Below are 18,257 nucleotides of genomic sequence, written 5' to 3'. Positions count from 1 at the left end.
GTCAGATGGCTCGGTCAAGGCGTTCCCCCAGCTTCTCCAGGGCGCGCTCGACGGCGGCGCGGACTGTCTGATCAGGGTCGTCGGCCAGCGGCTGGATCGCCTCCGCATGTTCGTACTCCCCGGCGGCGCCGACTGCGCGAACGGCAGCCGCCCGGACCCGCGGCAGGTCATGCTCGAGCATCGGGAGCAACGCGTCGACGAGCTGACCGAGCTCGCGTTGCGCCGTGATCCGCGCGACGTGCTCACGAACCCGCCACGCCGGATCGTCCGCCGCGACCAGCAGCGTGTCGACGACGTCGTCGCGCCACACGTACAGGAACACGCGGGCCGCCCAGACCCGGATCCAGTAGTAGTTGACCGGGTCGACCGGCGCCTGCCACCCACCTGGATTGTCGGACCCGGTGATCGCAACCAGCTTCGGCAACTCAGCGCCGTACGCCGCCTCGCCGTCGATCTCCCCGCTCAGGAACGCGACGCACCAGTCGATCACCGCGTCCTCGCCGAACTCCGCGCACACGGCACGGACGACGTCTCGCGGCGACTCCCTCTCGGTCATGGAGTCAGTAAACCCCGCCCCACCGACAGTTTCAGTGCTGCTTGGCCCACTCGGCGCGGTAGTCGTAGCCATCCTGGCCGGGCGACTCCCAGCGCACCCGCACCGCGCCTCCCGGCGGCAGCGAGCGGAACCCGTCGGCCTCGATCACCGAGAAGTGGGTCCAGCAGCCGCCGGGGGTGCTGGGGCAGTCGACGACGCCCCAGCCCTCGTCGTCGTGCCAGAACCGGACGACACCGTCGTCTTCGCCGGCACGACGCTCCATTCCGTCAGCTCCCAGTCAGCTCAGTCAGCTCGCGATCAGGGAACGCAGCACGTACTGCAGGATGCCGCCGTTGCGGTAGTAGTCGGCCTCACCGGGCGTGTCGATCCGGACGACCGCGTCGAACTCCTTCTTCGACCCGTCCGTGCCGGTGACGGTCACGTGCACCGTGCGCGGGATGTCGCCGTCGTTCAGCGCGGTCACGCCGGTGATGTCGAACGTCTCCTCGCCGGTCAGGCCGAGCGACTCCGCGGTCTCGCCGTCCGGGTACTGCAGGGGGAGCACGCCCATGCCGATCAGGTTCGACCGGTGGATGCGCTCGAAGGACTCGGTGATGACGGCCTTCGCGCCCAGCAGCGCCGTACCCTTGGCGGCCCAGTCACGCGACGAGCCCGAGCCGTACTCCTTGCCGGCCAGGATCACCAGCGGCGTCCCGGCTTCGGCGTAGGCCTGGGCCGCGTCGTAGATCGTGGTGACCGGGGCGTCGTCCTTGGTGAAGTCGCGGGTGAAGCCGCCCTCGGTGCCCGGCGCGATCTGGTTGCGCAGCCGGATGTTGGCGAACGTGCCCCGGATCATCACCTCGTGGTTGCCGCGGCGGGAACCGTACGAGTTGAAGTCCTTGCGGTCCACACCGTGGTCGGCCAGGTACTTGCCCGCGGGGCTGTCGGCCTTGATCGAGCCGGCCGGGGAGATGTGGTCGGTCGTGACCGAGTCGCCCAGCTTGGCCAGCACGCGCGCACCGGCGATGTCGGTGACCGGCGACGGGTCCTTCGCCATGCCCTCGAAGTACGGAGGCTTCCGCACGTACGTCGACTCGGCGTCCCACGCGAACGTCTTGCCCTCGGGCGTCGGCAGCGACTGCCAGCGCTCGTCACCGGCGAACACGTCGGCGTAGTCCTTGGCGAACATCTCCTTGTTGATCGAGTTCGCGATCGTGGCCTCGACCTCGTCGGCGCTCGGCCAGATGTCCTTCAGGAACACGTCGTTCCCCTCGGAGTCCTTGCCCAGGGCATCGGTCTCGAAGTCGAAGTCCATCGTGCCGGCCAGCGCGTACGCGATCACCAGCGGCGGGCTCGCCAGGTAGTTCATCTTCACGTCCGGGTTGATCCGGCCCTCGAAGTTCCGGTTGCCGGACAGCACCGACACGACGGCGAGGTCGGCCTCCTGGACACCGGCCGAGATCGGCTCGGGCAGCGGACCGGAGTTGCCGATGCACGTCGTACAGCCGTAGCCGACCAGGTGGAAGCCGAGCTTCTCCAGGTACGGCGTGACGCCGGCCTTCTCGTAGTAGTCGGTGACGACCTTCGAGCCGGGCGCCAGCGACGTCTTCACCCACGGCTTGGACGCCAGGCCCTTGTCGACCGCGTTCTTCGCGAGCAGCGCGGCGGCCAGCATGACCGACGGGTTCGACGTGTTGGTGCAGGAGGTGATGCTCGCGATCACGACGTGGCCGTGGTCGAGCTCGATCTCCTGGCCCTCGAGCGAGACCTTGGTCTTCTTCGAGGCGCGGTCCTTGCCGGCGTGCACCTCGTGCGGGTTGTCGTCGACGTCGCCGTGACCGTTCGGCGCGTCGCTGGCCGGGAAGCTCCCGGTCTCGGACGGGTCGACGTCCTTCTCCTCGGTCGCGTAGTCCGGCAGCACGCCGCGGAACGACTCCTTGGCCTTGCTCAGCTCGATCCGGTCCTGCGGCCGCTTCGGCCCGGCGATCGACGGCACGACGGTCGACAGGTCGAGCTCGAGGTACTCCGAGAAGCGCGGCTCGACGTCCGGGTTGTGCCAGAGGCCCTGCTCCTTCGCATACGCCTCGACCAGCGCGACGTCGTCGTCGGAGCGACCGGTGAGCCGCAGGTAGTCCAGCGTCACGTCGTCGATCGGGAAGATCGCGCAGGTGGAGCCGAACTCCGGGCTCATGTTGCCGATCGTGGCGCGGTTGGCCAGCGGCACCGCGGCCACGCCGTCGCCGTAGAACTCGACGAACTTGCCGACCACACCGTGCTTGCGCAGCATCTGGGTGATCGTCAGCACGACGTCGGTCGCGGTCGCGCCGGCCGGGACGGACCCGGTCAGCTTGAAGCCGACGACCTTCGGGATCAGCATGCTGACCGGCTGGCCGAGCATCGCGGCCTCGGCCTCGATACCGCCGACGCCCCAGCCGAGCACGCCGAGGCCGTTGACCATCGTGGTGTGGCTGTCGGTGCCGACGCAGGTGTCCGGGTACGCCTGGCCGTTGCGGACCATGACCGTGCGGGCCAGGTGCTCGATGTTGACCTGGTGCACGATGCCGGTGCCGGGCGGGACGACCTTGAACTCGTCGAACGCGGTCTGGCCCCAGCGGAGGAACTGGTAGCGCTCGCGGTTGCGCCCGTACTCGAACTCGACGTTGCGCTCGAAGGCGTCCGGCGTACCGAAGACGTCGATGATGACCGAGTGGTCGATGACCAGCTCGGCCGGCGCCAGCGGGTTGATCTTGGTCGGGTCGCCGCCGAGCTCGCCGACCGCCTCGCGCATCGTGGCCAGGTCGACCACGCACGGGACGCCGGTGAAGTCCTGCATGATCACCCGGGCCGGGGTGAACTGGATCTCGGTGTCCGGGGCCGCGTTCTGGTCCCAGTTGCCGAGCTTGCTGATGTGCTCGGCGGTGATGTTCGCGCCGTCCTCGGTGCGCAGCAGGTTCTCCAGCAGGACCTTCAACGAGTACGGCAGTGTGTCCGCACCCTCGATACCCGCCAACCTGAAGATCTCGTACGACTGCCCGTTGACCTCGAGTGCACCCTTGGCACCGAAGCTGTCGACGCTCGCCATCAACCTGCTCCTCTGTCCAGTCCGTGTCCGCTGTGGCCCATCCTGCCGAGGGGCCGGGCCGGGTGCGAGGTCAGGTCGACCTAACCTGACACCCGGCAAACTCTCTCGACATCAAGATACACGACATCGAGCCAACTTTTCCGGCGATCAGGAAACCTGTGGAAGAACTTCCGCCGCGATCAGGTCGAGGTGGTCGAGGTCCTGCAAGTCCATGATCTGCACGTAGTGCCGCTCCGACCCGGCAGCGGCGAACTGGCCGAGCCGGTCGACGACCTCGGCCGGCGTACCGGCGATCTGGCTGCGCTTGAGCTCGTCGAGGTCGCGGCCGATCGCGTCGGCGCGCTGCTTCACCTCGGCGTCGTCCTTGCCGACCACGACCGTGTGCGCGGTGGAGAGCGTGAGGCTCTTCGGGTCGCGGCCGATCGCCGTACACGCTGCCTGCACGCGCTGGAAGAGCTCCGCGGCGGACTCGACCGAGCAGAAGTTGGCGTTGAACTCGGCGGCGTACTTCGCGGCGAGCGCCGGCGTCTTCTTCTTGCCGCTGCCGCCGATGATCACCGGCGGGTGCTGCTGCACCGGCTTCGGCAGCGCCGGCGAGCCGGTGATCTGGTAGTGCTCGCCCTGGAACTGGTATTTCTCCCCCACCGGTGTGTCCCACAGGCCGGTGATCAGCTCGAGCTGCTCGGCGAGGATCTCGAAGCGCTCCTTCGTCGAGGGGAAGGTCAGGCCGTACGCCTGGTGCTCCGACTCGAACCAGCCGGCACCGAGACCCAGCTCGGCGCGGCCGCCGCTCATCTGGTCGACCTGCGCGACCGAGATCGCGAGCACGCCGGGGTTGCGGAACGTCGCGGAGCTGACGAGCGTGCCGAGCTTGATGTTCTTGGTCTCGCGGGCCAGTCCGGCCAGCGTGATCCATGAGTCGGTCGGTCCGGGCAGGCCGTCGCCGCCGCCCATCGCGAGGTAGTGGTCCGACCGGAAGAACGCGTCGAAACCGTTCTCCTCGGTCTTGCGGGCGACCGCCAGGAGGTCGTCGTACGAGGCGCCTTGCTGCGGTTCGGTGAAGATCCTGAGAAGCATGGCGCCAACGCTATCTCGCGCTGGTGTACAGCTTCTCCAGGTACGACGGTTGCCATTCCGGGCCGCGGCTGTACAGGCGGCGTACCAGCCCGTTGACGTCGAGACGCGGCTCGATCGGGTTGTCCCACCAGTCGGGCACCTGGTCGTACCACCGGTCGATCCGCAGCGTCCGCCCGGCCGCGTCGATCCGCGCGAACAGCCACCCGCCCTGCTCGCCCTTCTCACTCTGCTGCTCGGCCAGCCACAGGTCACCGAGCAGCCCGCTGAGCTTGTCTGCGGCGTACTCCGGGTCGTCGACGTCCGGCGGCTCCAGATCGAACCGGTACGACGGCGCGGCCGGGTCGAGCACCTGCACCTGAATCGTGAACCCCGAAGGCACAATCGCCGTCCGCGCCCGGCACCACGCCCGCAACGCCAACACCGCCTCCGACTCCTCCGGCCGAGGCCGAGGCCGCTCCGCCTCCGCCCGCATGGCCTCCTCAATAGACCCCGGCACAACGGCAACCCGAGGCCCGTCCCCACCCACCAACCCCAACTCCGGAATAGACATCCGAGCCACCACCGAGGCCACATCCGCCCCGCGGTCCCCGCCATCCGCACGGTCACCCCGGTCCCCGCCGTCCGCACGGTCACCGCTGTCGCCGTGGTCCGGCTGGTCCTCGCGATCGCGCTGACCCGCGTTGTACTCACGCCGCACGCCATTCGCGCTGCCTACGCCGTTCGTCCGCGCGGCCCCGTTGGCGCCGTACGCGTGATCCGCGCCGTTCGTGGTGTCGGCGTCTCCACCCCACTCGCCATCGTCGCCCGTCCAGGCCGTCGCTTCGTCCCCCGGGGAAACAGGCAGATCCTCGAACCCGACGGCCTGCATCTCCCCCGTCGGCGCATCGTCAGCGACAACCGGCACAACCCCGGTCGGCCAGTCATCCTCCGGATCCCCGACAAACTCATCCCGCCCGTCGGCGCCACGACCAGCCCACTCCGACGCCACACGATCCGACAGCGCGCCAGCATCCGACGGGGCACCAGTCGACGCGAGGCGGTCCGGTTCGGAGTGCTCCGCGGCCCACGGCTGCGCGGATGTCCCGGGGGCCGGACGGTCTTCCGGGGTTGGGAACGGCTCTGGCTCCGGGTCTGGTTGCGGCTGAGGCTCTGGCTCCGGGAGCGGCTCTGGCGCAGGTTCGGGCTCAGGCTCGGGGAACGGATCAGGCTGCGGTTCAGGATCCGGCTGCGGCTCGGGATCAGGGAACGGCTCCGGCAATGGCTCCGGCTCAGGGAACGGATCCGGGTTAGGCGTCGGCTCCGGCCCCGGCAACGGCTCAGGCGCAGGACCGGGAGTTGGCTCGGGCCGCGGTGTGGGACCTGGCATCGGCTCAGGACTCGGCCCGGGGTACGGCTCGGGACCAGGACCGGGGTACGGCTCAGGACCGGGTCCGGGGTACGGCGCAGGCTCGGGGTGCGGCGGGTTCGGCTCGGGCCACGGGGCAGGGTGCGGCTCTGGCTGCGGCCAGGGTTCCGGCCGCGGCTGCGGCTGAGGCCAGGGCTGAGGGTCTACTTGAGCTTTACCCCGACCCCACCCATCCTCAGCACCAGCCTCCCAAGACTCTGCACCAGCTTCAGTCCCCCACGCCTCGCCGTCGGCTTCAGCTGTCCGCGCCTCGGCATCAGCCTCAGCCGACCGGGGCCCGGCAACTGCCTCAGCAGCTCGGGACTCGGCATCAGCCTCAGCCGACCGGGGCCCGGCAACTGCCTCAGCAGCTCGGGACTCGGCATCAGCCTCAGCCGGCCGGGGCCCGGCAACTGCCTCAGCAGCTCGGGACTCGGCGTCAGCCTGAGCCGACCGGGACTCGGCGGCTCCTCCGACCCCCCAAGCCTCGGCATCAGCCTCGCCCGTCCGCGGCACGGCACCTGGTTCAACCGCTCGTGGCGCGGTGTCTGCTTCGGCTGCACGGGACTCGGCGTCGCCGGCGCCCGGTCGCGGCGTGGTGGCTGCCTCCGGTGCGTGGCTGCGCGCGACACGGGTTGCGGCGGGTCCGCCGTAGATCTCGTCTTCGTCGTCGTCCGGCCCGAGGGCGTCGTACCGCGCACTCGACGTACTGAGAGCGGACTCGGCTTGCGCCTGGTCGGCCTGCGCTCGCGTCGACTGGTTCTCGGCTCCTGCCGGGCCCTGCGCGCGTGCGTCTGCTGGGCTGTGGCCGCGTGCATCGGGCGCGTCGTACTCGCGGACATACGCCGGCCCGTGGTCCAGGGCGTCTGCCGGGCCGTGCGAGTGCGGGTCTGTCGAGTCCTGGGGGCGAGCGTCCGACGAGCTGTATCCACGCGCATCTGCTGAGCTGTGTCTACGTGCATCGGCCGAGTCGTGGTCGAGGCGTCCGGGCGAGCCGGGCGCGTCGGTGTCTGCGGATGCTCGGAGTACGTCGGGTGCCTGTGCAGCCGACGGCTCCCCGATGACCGCGGGAATCTCGGCGGTCTGGTCGTCCGCGTCGAGGTCAGCAGATAGTTCGGCCGGAGCACGGTCCGCGGACGGCTCGTTCGGAGCGTGGTGTGCGCTCGCACCGTCAGGCGCCGGACGGTCGATCGGGTGGGGCTGGGCGCGGGTCGCGGCGTACGGCGGGGCTGCGGTGGGGATGTCCTGGTACGGCGCGGGGTGGTCAGCGTGCGGGGTGGGTTGGTGGGGCTCGGTGGGCGTGACTGGGGCGAAGGGCGAGGGGCCGGTGAAGGAGGCGAGGTCTTCCTCGTCGTCCTCCTCGGTCGCGGAGGGTGGGTCGAGGACCGCGGCGATCTCGGCGGTGGGGGCGTCGTCGTCTTCCAGGTCGGGCGACGGATCGCCCGCGGCCGATTGAGCGGGCACGAACGGGGAGTCGGCCGCAGCGAAGGGCGCGTTGGTCGCGGAAGCGTCTGCGGGAGCGGCTGGCGCGAACGGCGAGTTCATCGCACCCGCGTCTGCCGGGGCGGCTGGAGCGTCTCCGGGGGCGGCTGGCGCGAACCGCGAGTTGGTCGCACCCGCGTCTGCGGGGGCGGCTGGAGCGAACGGCGGGTTGGTCGCGGACGCGTCTGCACGGGCGAAGGGCGGGTCGGCGTCGGCGGGAGCGGGCGGCGCGAACGGCGAGTTCTCCGGGTCTGTGGGGGCGAGCGGCGCGAACGGTGAGTCGGCCGGGGCGGTGTCCTGGTGTGGGGCGGGTCCGGCGGACTGGGCGGGTGCGGTGTTGGTGGGGTTGGTGCCGGACTGGGCGGTCGGAGCGGGGTGTGCGGCGGGATGGGCTGGTTGGGCGGCGGGGGGTGGTCCGGCCGGGTGTCCGGCAGGCGGGTGGGGGGTGCGGTGTGGGGGTGGGTTTTCTACCCATTTGCCGTTGATCCAGGTGGGGCCGGTCCAGGCGGGGTTGTTTTCGGCGGTGTCGTCGGCGAAGGGGTTGTATTCGCTGGTGGCTTCCTGGTTGGACCAGTCAGGTTGTTCGGCGGTTTCCCAGTCCTGTTCGTCGGGTGACGGGGCGGCCGCGGCTGGGGCGTCGGCGAAGAGGCTGTTGTAGAAGTCGTCGCCTTCGTACTGGCCGCCGCCTACGCGTGGGGGCTCGGCGGACGGGAGCGTCGGGGCGTACGCCGGCGTCGGCAGGCCGGGGCCTTGGATGTTGTGGGGCAGGTAGGTGCCTGGGGCTGGGGCGGCGGACGGCTGGGGTGGCTCGGGTTGCACGGCGGGAGTCGAGCCGGTGTCGTGTTTGCGGCGGCGGAGCCAGCCCTGCTTCTTCCCGGTAACCCCGTAGTCCCCGCCAGCCCCGCGCTGATCGGCATCCTGGGCCCCGGTTCGGTACGCAATCCCACGCCCCGCCGTGTCCTGCTCGGCGGCATCGCGGTACGCCGCCATCCCCCGCCCGTCGGCGTCCTGGGCCCCGGTTCCGTACGCCGTCATCCCACGCCCAGCGGTGTCCTGCCCGGCGGCACCGCGGTACGCCGCAATCCCGCGCTCGTCGGTGTCCTGAGCTCCGGCTCCGTACGCCGTGATGCCGCGGCCGGCGGTGTCCTCGGTGTCGGGTCCGTAGGGCGCAGGCTGGTGCCCGCCGGCGTCGTAGTCGGTGGCTCCAGACGCTGGAGCCCCGTTCCAGGCCGCCTCATAGGCAGCTGGCGACTGGCCGGCGGGTGGGGCGTCGATGGGTTGGCCGGTGAAGGGGCTGATGCCGGGTGGGACGACGTACGACTCCTCGTCCTCGGGGGGCGGGGACGGGCGTCGGCTGTCGGGACTTCCAATCACGAGATCTTCAACGACCGACACCTCGGCTGTGTCAGGGTCGTCGGCGAAACTTGCCGGTACTGCAAAATTCCGGGTGAAGTCCTCCGCCGCCGCAACCCCGGCCGCGATCTCCGGCTGCACCGGCGAGCGCGGGTCGATCCGGAAGTGCGAGAAGAACGCCGCCAGCCCCTCACCGGTGATCCCCGACCCGAGCGCCGCCCGGATCAGCTCGACGCCGTACGGCCGCAACTCGTCCAGCCCGTCGAGGTAGTCGGCCCACTCCGCGACCCACTCGATCATCTCGTCGGCGGCGGCCTCGTCCGAGGTGATCCAACCGCCGATCGGCTGGAATCCGTCGTCGACCGGCTGCCACGGATCGCCCGGGTACGACGCGCGTGCCCACGTCCCGTTGAACGCGCCGTACACGAAGCCGAGCTCGCCCGACGCCTGCCGCTGCCGCACCTCGGGCTGACCGATCCAGTCCGGCGACCCGGCCAGCAGATCGGCGCCGGCGGTCGCGCTGTGCTGCGTGTGGAAGCCCCACAGCACCACCCGGCCGTCACCCAGCCGGGCCAGCCGCAGCACGGAAGCGGTCTCGTCCTGGTGGTGATAGCCGTCGGTGTCGGCATACCACCGGCGGTCGAAGCCCGTGGCATGGGCGACCGCCGCGAGTGCGGTCCAGCGGGCCCGCAACTCCTCAGGGTCGTCCAGGTCAACGAGCGGCATCAGGTCTCCAGCGCATTGGAATCCAGGCCAGAACGCTACCCGAGGCCTCCCGAGGGCACCACTTCACTGTCCACAGGCTCGAGGATCGCCACGCACTCGATGTGGTGGGTCATGCCGAACAGGTCGAAGGCCCGCAGCGACGCGATCCCGTAGCCGAGCCGACCGAAGGTCTTCAGGTCCCGCGCCAGCGCCGCCGGGTCGCACGCCACATAAGCCACACGCCGTGGTCCGAGCGCCGCAACCCGCCGTACGACGTCCTTGCCGGCGCCTGTGCGGGGCGGATCGAGTACGACGAGGTCCACGTGCTCCAGGCCCTGCCCGGCCGCCGCGTTCAGTACCCGATCGACGTCGCCGTTCTCCAGCGTCACGTCCTCCAGGTCGTGCAGGTTCCGCCGGGCGTTCCGGACCGCGTCCTTGTCGCCCTCGATCGCCAGCACCGCACACCCAGCCTCCGCCAGGAACGCAGCGAACAGCCCCACACCGGAGTACAGGTCCAGCGCGGTCTCCCCCGCAGCAGGCTCCAGTCCGCTCAGTACGGCGTCCAGCAGCGTCTCGGGCGCCGCAGGGTGGACCTGCCAGAACCCACCGGCCTCCACCAGGAACCGCCGGTCCCGCACCACCTCGACCAGCCGCTCCCCAGGCTCCACATCCGTCTGGACCGCAGTCTTCCCCTCGGACGACACCACGGCCTGCACAGACGACACGCCCGGCCAGCGTGAGGACAGCACGTCCGGAGTCCCCGGATGCGCGATCAGGCACCGGTCGATCGGCACCAGGTCGTGCGAGCGGTGCCCGTACATCCCGGGCCGGCCGTCCGCGACGGCGTACCGCATCCGGGTCCGCCAGCCCAGGCCGTCGTCGCCGGGCGACTCCATCACGATCGTCCGCTCGATCCCGCCGATCCGGCGGAGCGTGTCCGACACCACGGTCGCCTTCAGCCGGCGCTGCTCGACGATGTTCGCGTGCTGGAAGTCACACCCGCCGCAGAGCCCCGGACCGGCGTACGGACACGGGGGCTCGATCCGCTGCGGGGACGGCGTCAGCACGGACACCGCGTCCGCGCGCAAGTACTTCGCGGTCTGCTCGGTGATCCGGGCATGCACCAGCTCCCCCGGCAGCGCGTGCCGGACGAACACCACCTGTCCCTCGTGCCGGGCGACGCAGTGTCCCCCGTGCGCGACTGGCCCTACCTCCAGCTCGACTACCGCCCCAACCAGACTGTCTGAGTCTGTCACCGATCTCCTGACGCCTTGCGGGCCCCGCGCCGTACCTGGCCGGCGACCCGTTCTACCCGATCCTGCCGCTCCTCGGCCCCCTGCGAGGAGAGCAACTGATAAGGAACCGACGTAACCATGACACCAGGTGTGAACAAGAGCCGCCCCTTGAGCCGGAGTGCGCTCTGGTTGTGCAGGATGTGTTCCCACCAGTGCCCGACGACGTACTCCGGGATGTAGACCATCACCACGTCCCGCGGGGACTGCCGCCGGATGTCCTGAACGTACTGCAGGATCGGGCGAGTGATCTCGCGGTACGGCGAGGCCAGCCGCTTCAGCGGGATCGGGATGCCGCGCGCCTCCCACTCGGCCTGCAACGCATCCGCCTCGTCCCGGTCGACGTCGACGGTGACCGCCTCGAGCGTGGACGGGCGGGCCGCCTTGGCGAACGCCAGCGCTCGCAGGGTGGGCTTGTGCAGCTTGGAGATCAGCACGATCGAGTGCACCCGGGACGGCAGCATCAGCGGCTCGTCACCTTCGGCGGACATCTGCCGACGCACCGTCTCGTAGTGCCGGCGGATGCCCTTCATCAGCAGGAACAGCGCGGCCATCGCGATGATCGCGATGTAGGCGCCGTGGGTGAACTTGGTCAGCAGCACAATGATCAGAACCACCCCGGTCATCGTCAGACCGATCGCGTTGATCACCCGGGACCGCATCATCTGGCGCCGCTTGACCGCGTCGGTCTCGGACTTCAGATGCCTGGTCCAGTGCCGGATCATGCCGAACTGGCTGAGCGTGAAGCTGACGAACACGCCCACGATGTAGAGCTGGATCAGCTTGGTCACCTGGGCGTCGAACGCGATGATCAGCCCCGCCGCGCACAGCGCCAGCAGGATGATCCCGTTGCTGTAGGCGAGCCGGTCGCCGCGGGTGTGCAGCTGGCGGGGCAGGTAGCCGTCGCGGGCCAGGATCGAGCCGAGCACCGGGAACCCGTTGAACGCGGTGTTGGCGGCCAGCACCAGGATCAGCATCGTCGCGCCGATCACCACGTAGAAGGCCGGCTGGAAGTTCGAGAACACCGAGTCGCCGATCTGGCCGATCACGGTCTTCTGGGTATAGCTGTCACCCACCGGCTGCCCGTCCAGGTACAGCTGGGTCGCGGGATCCTCGGCGTACCGGAGTTTGATCTTGCTGGCCAGGAACAGGATGCTCATCAGCATCGTCACCGCGATCGTGCCGAGCAGCAGCAGCGTGGTCGCCGCGTTCTTGCTCTTCGGCTTGCGGAACGCCGGTACGCCGTTGCTGATCGCCTCCACACCGGTCAGCGCCGCACATCCGGACGAGAACGCCCGTGCCAGCAGGAAGACCGCGGCCAGGCCGGTGAACACCTCGTGCCCGCCCTCGGCGTGTACTTCGAAGTTGGCGCTCTCCGCCATCGGTAGGTTGCCCGCGCTCAGCCGGATCAGGCCCCAGATCGCCATCCCGATGATCGAGAACATGAAGATGTACGTCGGGACCGCGAACACCGCCCCGGACTCACGGACGCCGCGCAGGTTCATCGCGGTCAGCAGCAGGACCAAGCCAACCGCGAGCGGCACCTCGTGCCCCTCCAGGAACGGCAGCGCCGACTTCGCGTTCTGAACGCCGGACGAGATCGACACCGCCACCGTCAGCACGTAGTCGACCATCAGCGCGCTGGCCACGGTCAGCCCCGCCGTCGGGCCGATGTTCACCGTCGCGACCTCGTAGTCACCGCCGCCCGACGGGTACGCGTGCACGTTCTGGCGGTACGACGCGACCACGACCAGCATCACGAACGCGACCAGCAGGCCGATCTTCCAGGAATAGCTGTACGCCGCCAGCCCGGCGATCGACAGCGTCAGGAAGACCTCGTCAGGGGCGTACGCGACCGACGACAGCGCGTCGCTCGCAAACACCGGGAGGGCGATGCGCTTCGGCAGCAGGGTCTCACCCAGCTGCGTGCTGCGCAGTTTGCGACCGAGCAGCAGCCGTTTGCCGAGGTCACCTAGAGCGGGAGTCACACCGGTGATGTTAGAGGGCACCCCGGTCCGGTGTAGCGTCTATCCCTGCCGAACCGAGACAGCGGCCCCTGGTGTGGGGCAAGGAGTGATCACTCAGTGCACGTCGTCATCATGGGCTGCGGCCGCGTCGGGTCGATGCTCGCGCGTGGCCTGGAGAGACGCGGCCACACGGTCGCGATCATCGATCAGACCGCCGACGCCTTCCGGCGGCTCAGCCCGAACTTCACCGGCCGGACCATCGTCGGGATGGGTTTCGACCGCGAGGTGCTGATCGAGGCCGGGATCGAGGACGCCGAGGCGTTCGCGGCGGTCTCCAACGGCGACAACTCGAACATCCTCGCCGCCCGGGTGGCCCGCGAGACGTTCGGCATCTCCAACGTGGTGGCCCGGATCTACGACCCCGGACGCGCCGAGGTGTACCAGCGGCTCGGTATCCCGACGGTCGGCACGGTCCGCTGGACGGTCGACCAGATGATGCGCCGGCTGCTGCCCGAGGGCGCCGAGCCCGAATGGCGGGACCCGTCCGCGACGGTCCGGCTGGCCGAGATGCACGTACACCCGGACTGGATCGGCCGCGTCGCACTCGATATCGAGAAGGCCACCGGCGCCCGCGTCGCGTTCCTGACCCGCCTCGGCGAAGGGCTGCTGCCCAAGGCCGACACGGTCATCCAGGAAGGCGATCTGGTCCATGTCGTCATGCTCGAACGGGACGCGGCCGCGATCGAGTCCCAACTCGGCGCCAAGCCTGAGGAGCTGTGATGCGGGTAGCCATCGCCGGTGCCGGGAACGTCGGACGTTCGATCGCCGCCGAGCTGCTGGAGAACGGCCACGAAGTACTGCTGATCGACAAGGACCCGCGGGCGATCAAGGCCGAGACGGTGCCGCGCGCCGAGTGGCTGCTGGCCGACGCGTGCGAGCTGTCCTCGCTGGAGGAGGCGGCGTTGCAGCGCTGCCAGGTGGCGATCGCCAGCACCGGCGACGACAAGGTCAACCTGGTCGTCTCGCTGCTCGCGAAGACGGAGTTCGGCGTACCGAGGACCGTTGCCCGGGTCAACCATCCGCGCAACGAGTGGATGTTCAACGAGGCCTGGGGTGTGGATGTCTCGGTGTCGACGCCGCGGATCATGTCCGCACTGGTCGAGGAGGCGGTGTCGGTCGGCGACCTGGTCCGCCTGTTCACCTTCCGCCAGGGCGACGCGAACCTGGTCGAGCTCACCCTGCCCGAAGACTCCCCGATGATCGGCCAACGCGTCGGCGACATCGACTGGCCGCTGGACACCGCCCTCGTGGTCATCCTCCGCGAAGGTCGCGTACTGCGCCCTGACCCCGAAGGCACCCTCGAGCTCAACGACGAGCTCCTCTTCGTCGCCGCCGACGAAACCGAAGAGCAACTCGAAGACATGCTCTCCCCCCACCACCGCAAGCCGGAGTAAGCAGTAAAGGACACCGCTCCGCGACAGCTGGAGCGGTGTCCTTTACTTCTTGCTACTTCTTGTTGCCGCGGAGTAGGTGGGTTATGTGGTCGCGGGCTTCGTCCCACTTTTCGGCGGGGAGGGAGCCGCGGAGTACGGCGTAGGCGACCCAGATCGCGAGTGCGTAGAACGGCAGGCCGAGGCCGATCTTGGCGATGCCGAGGGCGTTCAGGCTGCCGGTGAAGTACAGCGGGACCTGGACGATCAGCCGGATCGCGAACAGGCCGACGAACACCAGCGTCGCCCGGGAGAAGCCCTTCAGCATCGCCGGGTCGCGGCGCCACGCGGTGCCGGTCTGCGTGATCACGCCGTACAGGACGCCGAACAGCGGCCAGCGGATCAGCACGGTGATCAGGTACAGAGCGCCGTACCCGAGGTTGGTCAGCAGGCCGGGGACGTAGAAGTCCTTGGCGTTTCCGGTGCGGTTCGCGACCCAGGCCGAGATCAGTACGCCGATGAAGCCGCCGACGATGTTGCGCAACTGCTGCCGGCGGACCAGCCGCACCACCGCGATCACCGCGGCGATACCGACGGCGATGATCAGCGACAGCTGCAGCTTGTGGTCGGTGACCGCATACGCGACCAAGAACGCGATCCACGGCAGCCCGATGTCGAGCAGGGCACCCCACCCACCGAGCGCCTGGAAGAAGTCCTTGTCCGTGGACCGGGCCGGCTTGGCGGATTCGTCGGACGGCGGCTCGGTGGCCGCGGCCTCGAGTTCGGGCTTCAGGATCTCGACCAGCTTCTCGTTGAGGTCTTCGTCGAGCTGGTCGCGACGCGACGTCGGCTCAGCCATGCGCGGCCGTCGGTCGCAGCTCGTAGCGCGGGTTGAACATCACCCGGTCGCCGTCGACGACGCCGATCCGGCCGGACGCGATCAGCTCCGATCCGGCGTGGATGCCACCGATCTTGCGGCGGCCGAGCCAGATCAGCTTGACCGTGCCGGTGCCGTCGTACAACTCACCCTCCAGTGCTGGTACGCCGCCGCGCGGGCTGAACGTGATCGTGCGCAACGTGCCGTACAGCGTGACGAGTTCCCGGTCGTGACAGCCGGTGATGGAACGCGCGCCGCAGTCCTGCGCGAAGTCCTGGAGGACCTCCGCGTCCTGCTGATCGCGGTCACCGGCCAGGCCGCGGAAGGCACGCTTCCACAACCCCGCGGGTTTGCTGCTACCCATGACGTCGAGTGTAGTCCGCTCACGCTTCTTCGGTCGGAGTCGGCTGGGCACCCGGCGGCATCCGCAACGGCAGCGACTCCCGCACGGCCATCGGCTCGTCGCCGCGGACCACGACAGTGTTGCGCACCGTCTCCTCCATCGGCAGCGCCGCGTCCGGCTCGACCGCCGCGCGGCCCAGGACGGTGGCGCGCAGCAGCCAGCGCGGACCGTCCACGCCGATGACCCGCGACGTCTGGCTGAAGATCTGTCCCTCGGGGTCCTCGACCGGCACGACGAGCACGAGCTCGGTGCCGAACTGGCCGTCGTGCTCGGTCGCCGTACCGCCCATCCGGCTGGCCTCGGCGGCGATCTCCTGTCGGACCTCGTCCCAGATACCGCTCGACCGCGGCGCCGCGAACGCACGCAGCTCGAGCGCGGAGTCCTCGAGCATCAGCAGCACCGCCTGGACCACGCCGCTCTGCTCGTCGACCTGAAGGCCCAGCTCCATCCCGGGCATGCCGTTGACCACCAGCGCGCCCAGGTCGATCCGGTCCTCCGCTTCCAGCACGTCGGCGTCGACCTCGGTCGAGTCGAACGGGCCCTCGGAGCGAACGTCCAGCGGGCCCTCGTCGGCCACCGCGTCGGTGTCGTTCGTCTCGGGATCGTTCTTGCCCTTGCGGCGGAAGATCACAGCTCTTGCCTACTTCCTTGGTATTGGTACAACGTCAGCACGGCCGCCGTAGTCTCGCGCATCCGTCAGGTCAACGGATGCACCTGCTCAGCGTGTCACATCGCCGAAGCCGCCGGTCGACCCGTGTCCCTGGTCACCGCGCGCGGAACCGGGCAGCGAGGTCACCTCGACGAACCGGGCCTTCTCCACCTGCTGGATGACGAGCTGGGCGATCCGGTCGCCGCGCCGCACCGTCACCTCGGTGTGCGGGTCGAGGTTGATCAGGCAGACCTTGATCTCGCCGCGGTAGCCGGCGTCGACGGTGCCGGGGGCGTTCACGATCGAGACGCCGTGCTTGGCCGCCAGGCCGGATCGCGGGTGCACGAAGGCGGCGTACCCGTCCTGCAGGGCGATGGCGATGCCGGTGCCGACCAGGCCGCGCTCCCCCGGCTTGAGGGTCAGGTCGGCCGCCGCCACCAGGTCCGCGCCGGCGTCGCCGGGATGCGCGTACGACGGGAGCGGGAGTTCGGGGTCGATGCGCTGGATGAGTACCTCGGTCACGAGAGGCGACCCTATCGAGCGCGCCGGGACGGGTTCGTGCCAGGCTGGGTCCGTGGGTAGCTATCGCGAGAGTCTGCGCGTGCCGGTGTCGTGGTGGATCATCGCCGCGGCCGCTGTGATCACGCTGTTCGTCATCACTGCGGTGCCGGCCGGGCTGATCGCCGGGAGCATCGTCGGCGGGCTCGCGGCGGTGCTGCTGGTGACGTTGTTCGTCCGGTACGGCGGTGCGCGGGTCGAGGTGGACGACGTACGGCTGCGGGCCGGACGGGCCGAGATCGACCGGTCGTACCTCGGCACGGTCGAGGCGCTGACCGGTGAGGACGCGCGGCTGGCGTTCGGGCGGGACTGCGACCCGAAGGCGTACCTGGTGCTGCGCAGTTACGTGCCGGGGGCTGTGCGGGTCCAGATCACCGACCCGGGCGACCCGGCGCCGTACTGGCTGATCGCCACGCGGCACCCGGACCGGTTGGCTGCCGCGCTCAGCGGGCACAGCGTGGGAAGATCCTGACTGTCAGTTGTCGCGTTAGGGGAGAGTGCAGTGGTCGGAGCGAAGATCGGCTGGAAGCTGGTGCAGGCCGCCTTCACGATCGTGGTCGGCCTGGCCGCGAGCAAGGCGGTCACCACGGCCTGGAAGCTCGGGTCGGGCGGGAAGCCGCCGAAGGACGGCGCCGGAGGGTACGCCGAGGCCATCACCTGGGCCGCTGCCAGTGCTGGAGCCGCAGCCGCCGCCAGGTTGTTCGCGGAGCGCCGCGCGGCCGCCTACTACCTGCGCTCGACGGGCCACGCGCCGCCCGGGTACGTGCAGGACGCCAAGGCGGGGCTGATCCGAGGCACCGACACAGGCTTGGTCAAGAAAGACGACTGAGGCCTGCAGAGGGTGTTTTCAGACAGACAGCGGGACCGTTCCAGGTGGCTGGAAGCGGTCCCGCTGGTTGTTTACGAAGAAGGGTGCTGGTGTCAGGCTGCGCAGTCGCGGCAGATCAGCTGGCCGTTCTTCGTCTCGGCGAGCTGGCTGCGGTGGTGAACCAGGAAGCAGCTCGAACAGGTGAACTCGTCGGCCTGGCGCGGGAGGACCCGGACCGCCAGCTCCTCGTGACTCAGGTCCGCGCCGGGCAGCTCGAAGCTCTCCGCGGCCTCGGCCTCGTCCTCGTCGACCTTGCCGGAGTTCTTGTCGTGACGCCGAGTCTTCAGCTCCTCGATCGACTCTTCGGAAGCGTCCTCGTCCGTCTTGCGCGGGGCGTCGTAATCAGTCGCCATGGTGTTTCCCTGCCCTCTTCGTACCCGTGGTGTTGCCTGCTGAGCCCTTGAACGGGTAGAGCGGCCGAGAAATTCCGCGTCGGCGCACCGCGCTGAATCTTCGTCCCCCGAAACCCTTGACAGCCAGGCCGGGATCGGCAATCACCTCTCCCGAGGACGGGATTGTGCCCTATAAAGCGCCGTAATGCACGGCTGGGTCCATGCTGTGACCCGCGTGTCGCCACAAATGTCAGGACCGAACA

At 69.6% G+C, this 18,257-nt stretch carries 16 protein-coding genes; 4 read left to right on the top strand and 12 right to left on the bottom strand.

What is annotated here, in order from left to right; translation table 11 throughout:
- Position 1: 1 nt before the first annotated feature.
- The 7 genes from ABT313_RS36700 to ABT313_RS36670 all read right to left on the bottom strand — a co-directional run bounded on the left by ABT313_RS36700 (position 2) and on the right by ABT313_RS36670 (position 12,898).
- Positions 2–556, bottom strand: coding sequence for a HEAT repeat domain-containing protein (locus tag ABT313_RS36700; RefSeq protein ID WP_350863602.1), 555 nt, complete (start codon positions 554–556; stop codon positions 2–4).
- 31 nt (positions 557–587) lie between these two features.
- Positions 588–818, bottom strand: coding sequence for a cold-shock protein (locus ABT313_RS36695; RefSeq protein ID WP_350863599.1), 231 nt, complete (start codon positions 816–818; stop codon positions 588–590).
- 24 nt (positions 819–842) lie between these two features.
- Positions 843–3,617, bottom strand: coding sequence for an aconitate hydratase AcnA (gene acnA / locus ABT313_RS36690; protein WP_350863596.1), 2,775 nt, complete (start codon positions 3,615–3,617; stop codon positions 843–845).
- 147 nt (positions 3,618–3,764) lie between these two features.
- Entirely contained in the window at positions 3,765–4,694 is a 930-nt protein-coding gene (locus ABT313_RS36685; protein ID WP_350863593.1) for an LLM class F420-dependent oxidoreductase, read from the bottom strand.
- Between the two features lie 10 nt (positions 4,695–4,704).
- Entirely contained in the window at positions 4,705–9,639 is a 4,935-nt protein-coding gene (locus tag ABT313_RS36680; protein WP_350863590.1) for a hypothetical protein, read from the bottom strand.
- Between the two features lie 35 nt (positions 9,640–9,674).
- Positions 9,675–10,874, bottom strand: a complete 1,200-nt coding sequence (locus ABT313_RS36675; protein ID WP_350863587.1) for a class I SAM-dependent RNA methyltransferase — start codon at positions 10,872–10,874, stop codon at positions 9,675–9,677.
- Positions 10,871–12,898, bottom strand: coding sequence for an APC family permease (locus ABT313_RS36670; protein WP_350863585.1), 2,028 nt, complete (start codon positions 12,896–12,898; stop codon positions 10,871–10,873). The genes ABT313_RS36675 and ABT313_RS36670 overlap by 4 nt, the downstream gene beginning before the upstream one ends.
- Before the next feature lie 96 nt (positions 12,899–12,994).
- Here ABT313_RS36670 and ABT313_RS36665 point away from each other — a divergent pair, with 96 nt between their 5' ends.
- Together ABT313_RS36665 and ABT313_RS36660 are read left to right on the top strand one after the other, a co-directional pair.
- Positions 12,995–13,657 (top strand): potassium channel family protein, encoded by a 663-nt coding sequence (locus ABT313_RS36665; protein WP_350863582.1) that lies wholly within the window; start codon positions 12,995–12,997, stop codon positions 13,655–13,657.
- Positions 13,657–14,331: a potassium channel family protein gene (locus ABT313_RS36660; protein WP_350863579.1), complete on the top strand. Its 675-nt coding sequence runs from the start codon at positions 13,657–13,659 to the stop codon at positions 14,329–14,331. Before ABT313_RS36665 ends, ABT313_RS36660 begins: the two co-directional genes overlap by 1 nt.
- A 52-nt stretch (positions 14,332–14,383) precedes the next feature.
- Here ABT313_RS36660 and ABT313_RS36655 read toward each other — a convergent pair whose 3' ends face one another.
- The 4 genes from ABT313_RS36655 to dut form a co-directional block, all read right to left on the bottom strand.
- On the bottom strand, positions 14,384–15,166 hold the full coding sequence (locus ABT313_RS36655; RefSeq protein WP_350863576.1) for a DUF3159 domain-containing protein: 783 nt from the start codon (positions 15,164–15,166) through the stop codon (positions 14,384–14,386).
- A complete protein-coding gene (locus ABT313_RS36650; protein WP_134098895.1) occupies positions 15,159–15,548 on the bottom strand; it encodes an OB-fold nucleic acid binding domain-containing protein in 390 nt (129 codons plus the stop codon). Before ABT313_RS36650 ends, ABT313_RS36655 begins: the two co-directional genes overlap by 8 nt.
- Positions 15,549–15,567: 19 nt before the next feature.
- Complete coding sequence (locus ABT313_RS36645) at positions 15,568–16,218, bottom strand: DUF3710 domain-containing protein (protein WP_350863573.1); 651 nt, start codon at positions 16,216–16,218, stop codon at positions 15,568–15,570.
- Positions 16,219–16,305: 87 nt separating this feature from the next.
- Positions 16,306–16,758 carry a dUTP diphosphatase gene (gene dut / locus ABT313_RS36640; RefSeq protein ID WP_130450488.1) on the bottom strand — a complete coding sequence of 151 codons (453 nt, stop codon included), beginning with the start codon at positions 16,756–16,758 and terminating at the stop codon, positions 16,306–16,308.
- 52 nt (positions 16,759–16,810) lie between these two features.
- Here dut and ABT313_RS36635 point away from each other — a divergent pair, with 52 nt between their 5' ends.
- Together ABT313_RS36635 and ABT313_RS36630 are read left to right on the top strand one after the other, a co-directional pair.
- On the top strand, positions 16,811–17,266 hold the full coding sequence (locus ABT313_RS36635; RefSeq protein WP_350863569.1) for a DUF3093 domain-containing protein: 456 nt from the start codon (positions 16,811–16,813) through the stop codon (positions 17,264–17,266).
- A 30-nt stretch (positions 17,267–17,296) separates the two neighbouring features.
- Positions 17,297–17,623, top strand: a complete 327-nt coding sequence (locus ABT313_RS36630) for a DUF4235 domain-containing protein (protein WP_350863566.1) — start codon at positions 17,297–17,299, stop codon at positions 17,621–17,623.
- A gap of 92 nt (positions 17,624–17,715) precedes the next feature.
- On the opposite strand, the gene ABT313_RS36625 is transcribed toward ABT313_RS36630, so the two are convergent.
- On the bottom strand, positions 17,716–18,015 hold the full coding sequence (locus ABT313_RS36625; RefSeq protein WP_130379292.1) for a DUF4193 domain-containing protein: 300 nt from the start codon (positions 18,013–18,015) through the stop codon (positions 17,716–17,718).
- Between the last annotated feature and the right edge of the window lie 242 nt (positions 18,016–18,257).

It is taken from the genome of Kribbella sp. NPDC000426 (genome assembly GCF_040300265.1).
In the GTDB taxonomy this organism is placed as follows: domain Bacteria; phylum Actinomycetota; class Actinomycetes; order Propionibacteriales; family Kribbellaceae; genus Kribbella.
Note: the sequence above shows the minus strand (reverse complement) of the source record. Positions and strands in the feature narration are given on the sequence as shown.

Coding starts and splice junctions, on each gene's coding strand:
- ABT313_RS36695 (WP_350863599.1), bottom strand. CDS start 818: ATGGAGCGTCGTGCCGGCGAAGACGACGGTGTCGTCCGGTTCTGGCAC.
- ABT313_RS36680 (WP_350863590.1), bottom strand. CDS start 9,639: ATGCCGCTCGTTGACCTGGACGACCCTGAGGAGTTGCGGGCCCGCTGG.
- ABT313_RS36625 (WP_130379292.1), bottom strand. CDS start 18,015: ATGGCGACTGATTACGACGCCCCGCGCAAGACGGACGAGGACGCTTCC.
- ABT313_RS36700 (WP_350863602.1), bottom strand. CDS start 556: ATGACCGAGAGGGAGTCGCCGCGAGACGTCGTCCGTGCCGTGTGCGCG.
- ABT313_RS36685 (WP_350863593.1), bottom strand. CDS start 4,694: ATGCTTCTCAGGATCTTCACCGAACCGCAGCAAGGCGCCTCGTACGAC.
- ABT313_RS36655 (WP_350863576.1), bottom strand. CDS start 15,166: ATGGCTGAGCCGACGTCGCGTCGCGACCAGCTCGACGAAGACCTCAAC.
- acnA (WP_350863596.1), bottom strand. CDS start 3,617: ATGGCGAGCGTCGACAGCTTCGGTGCCAAGGGTGCACTCGAGGTCAAC.
- ABT313_RS36660 (WP_350863579.1), top strand. CDS start 13,657: ATGCGGGTAGCCATCGCCGGTGCCGGGAACGTCGGACGTTCGATCGCC.
- ABT313_RS36650 (WP_134098895.1), bottom strand. CDS start 15,548: ATGGGTAGCAGCAAACCCGCGGGGTTGTGGAAGCGTGCCTTCCGCGGC.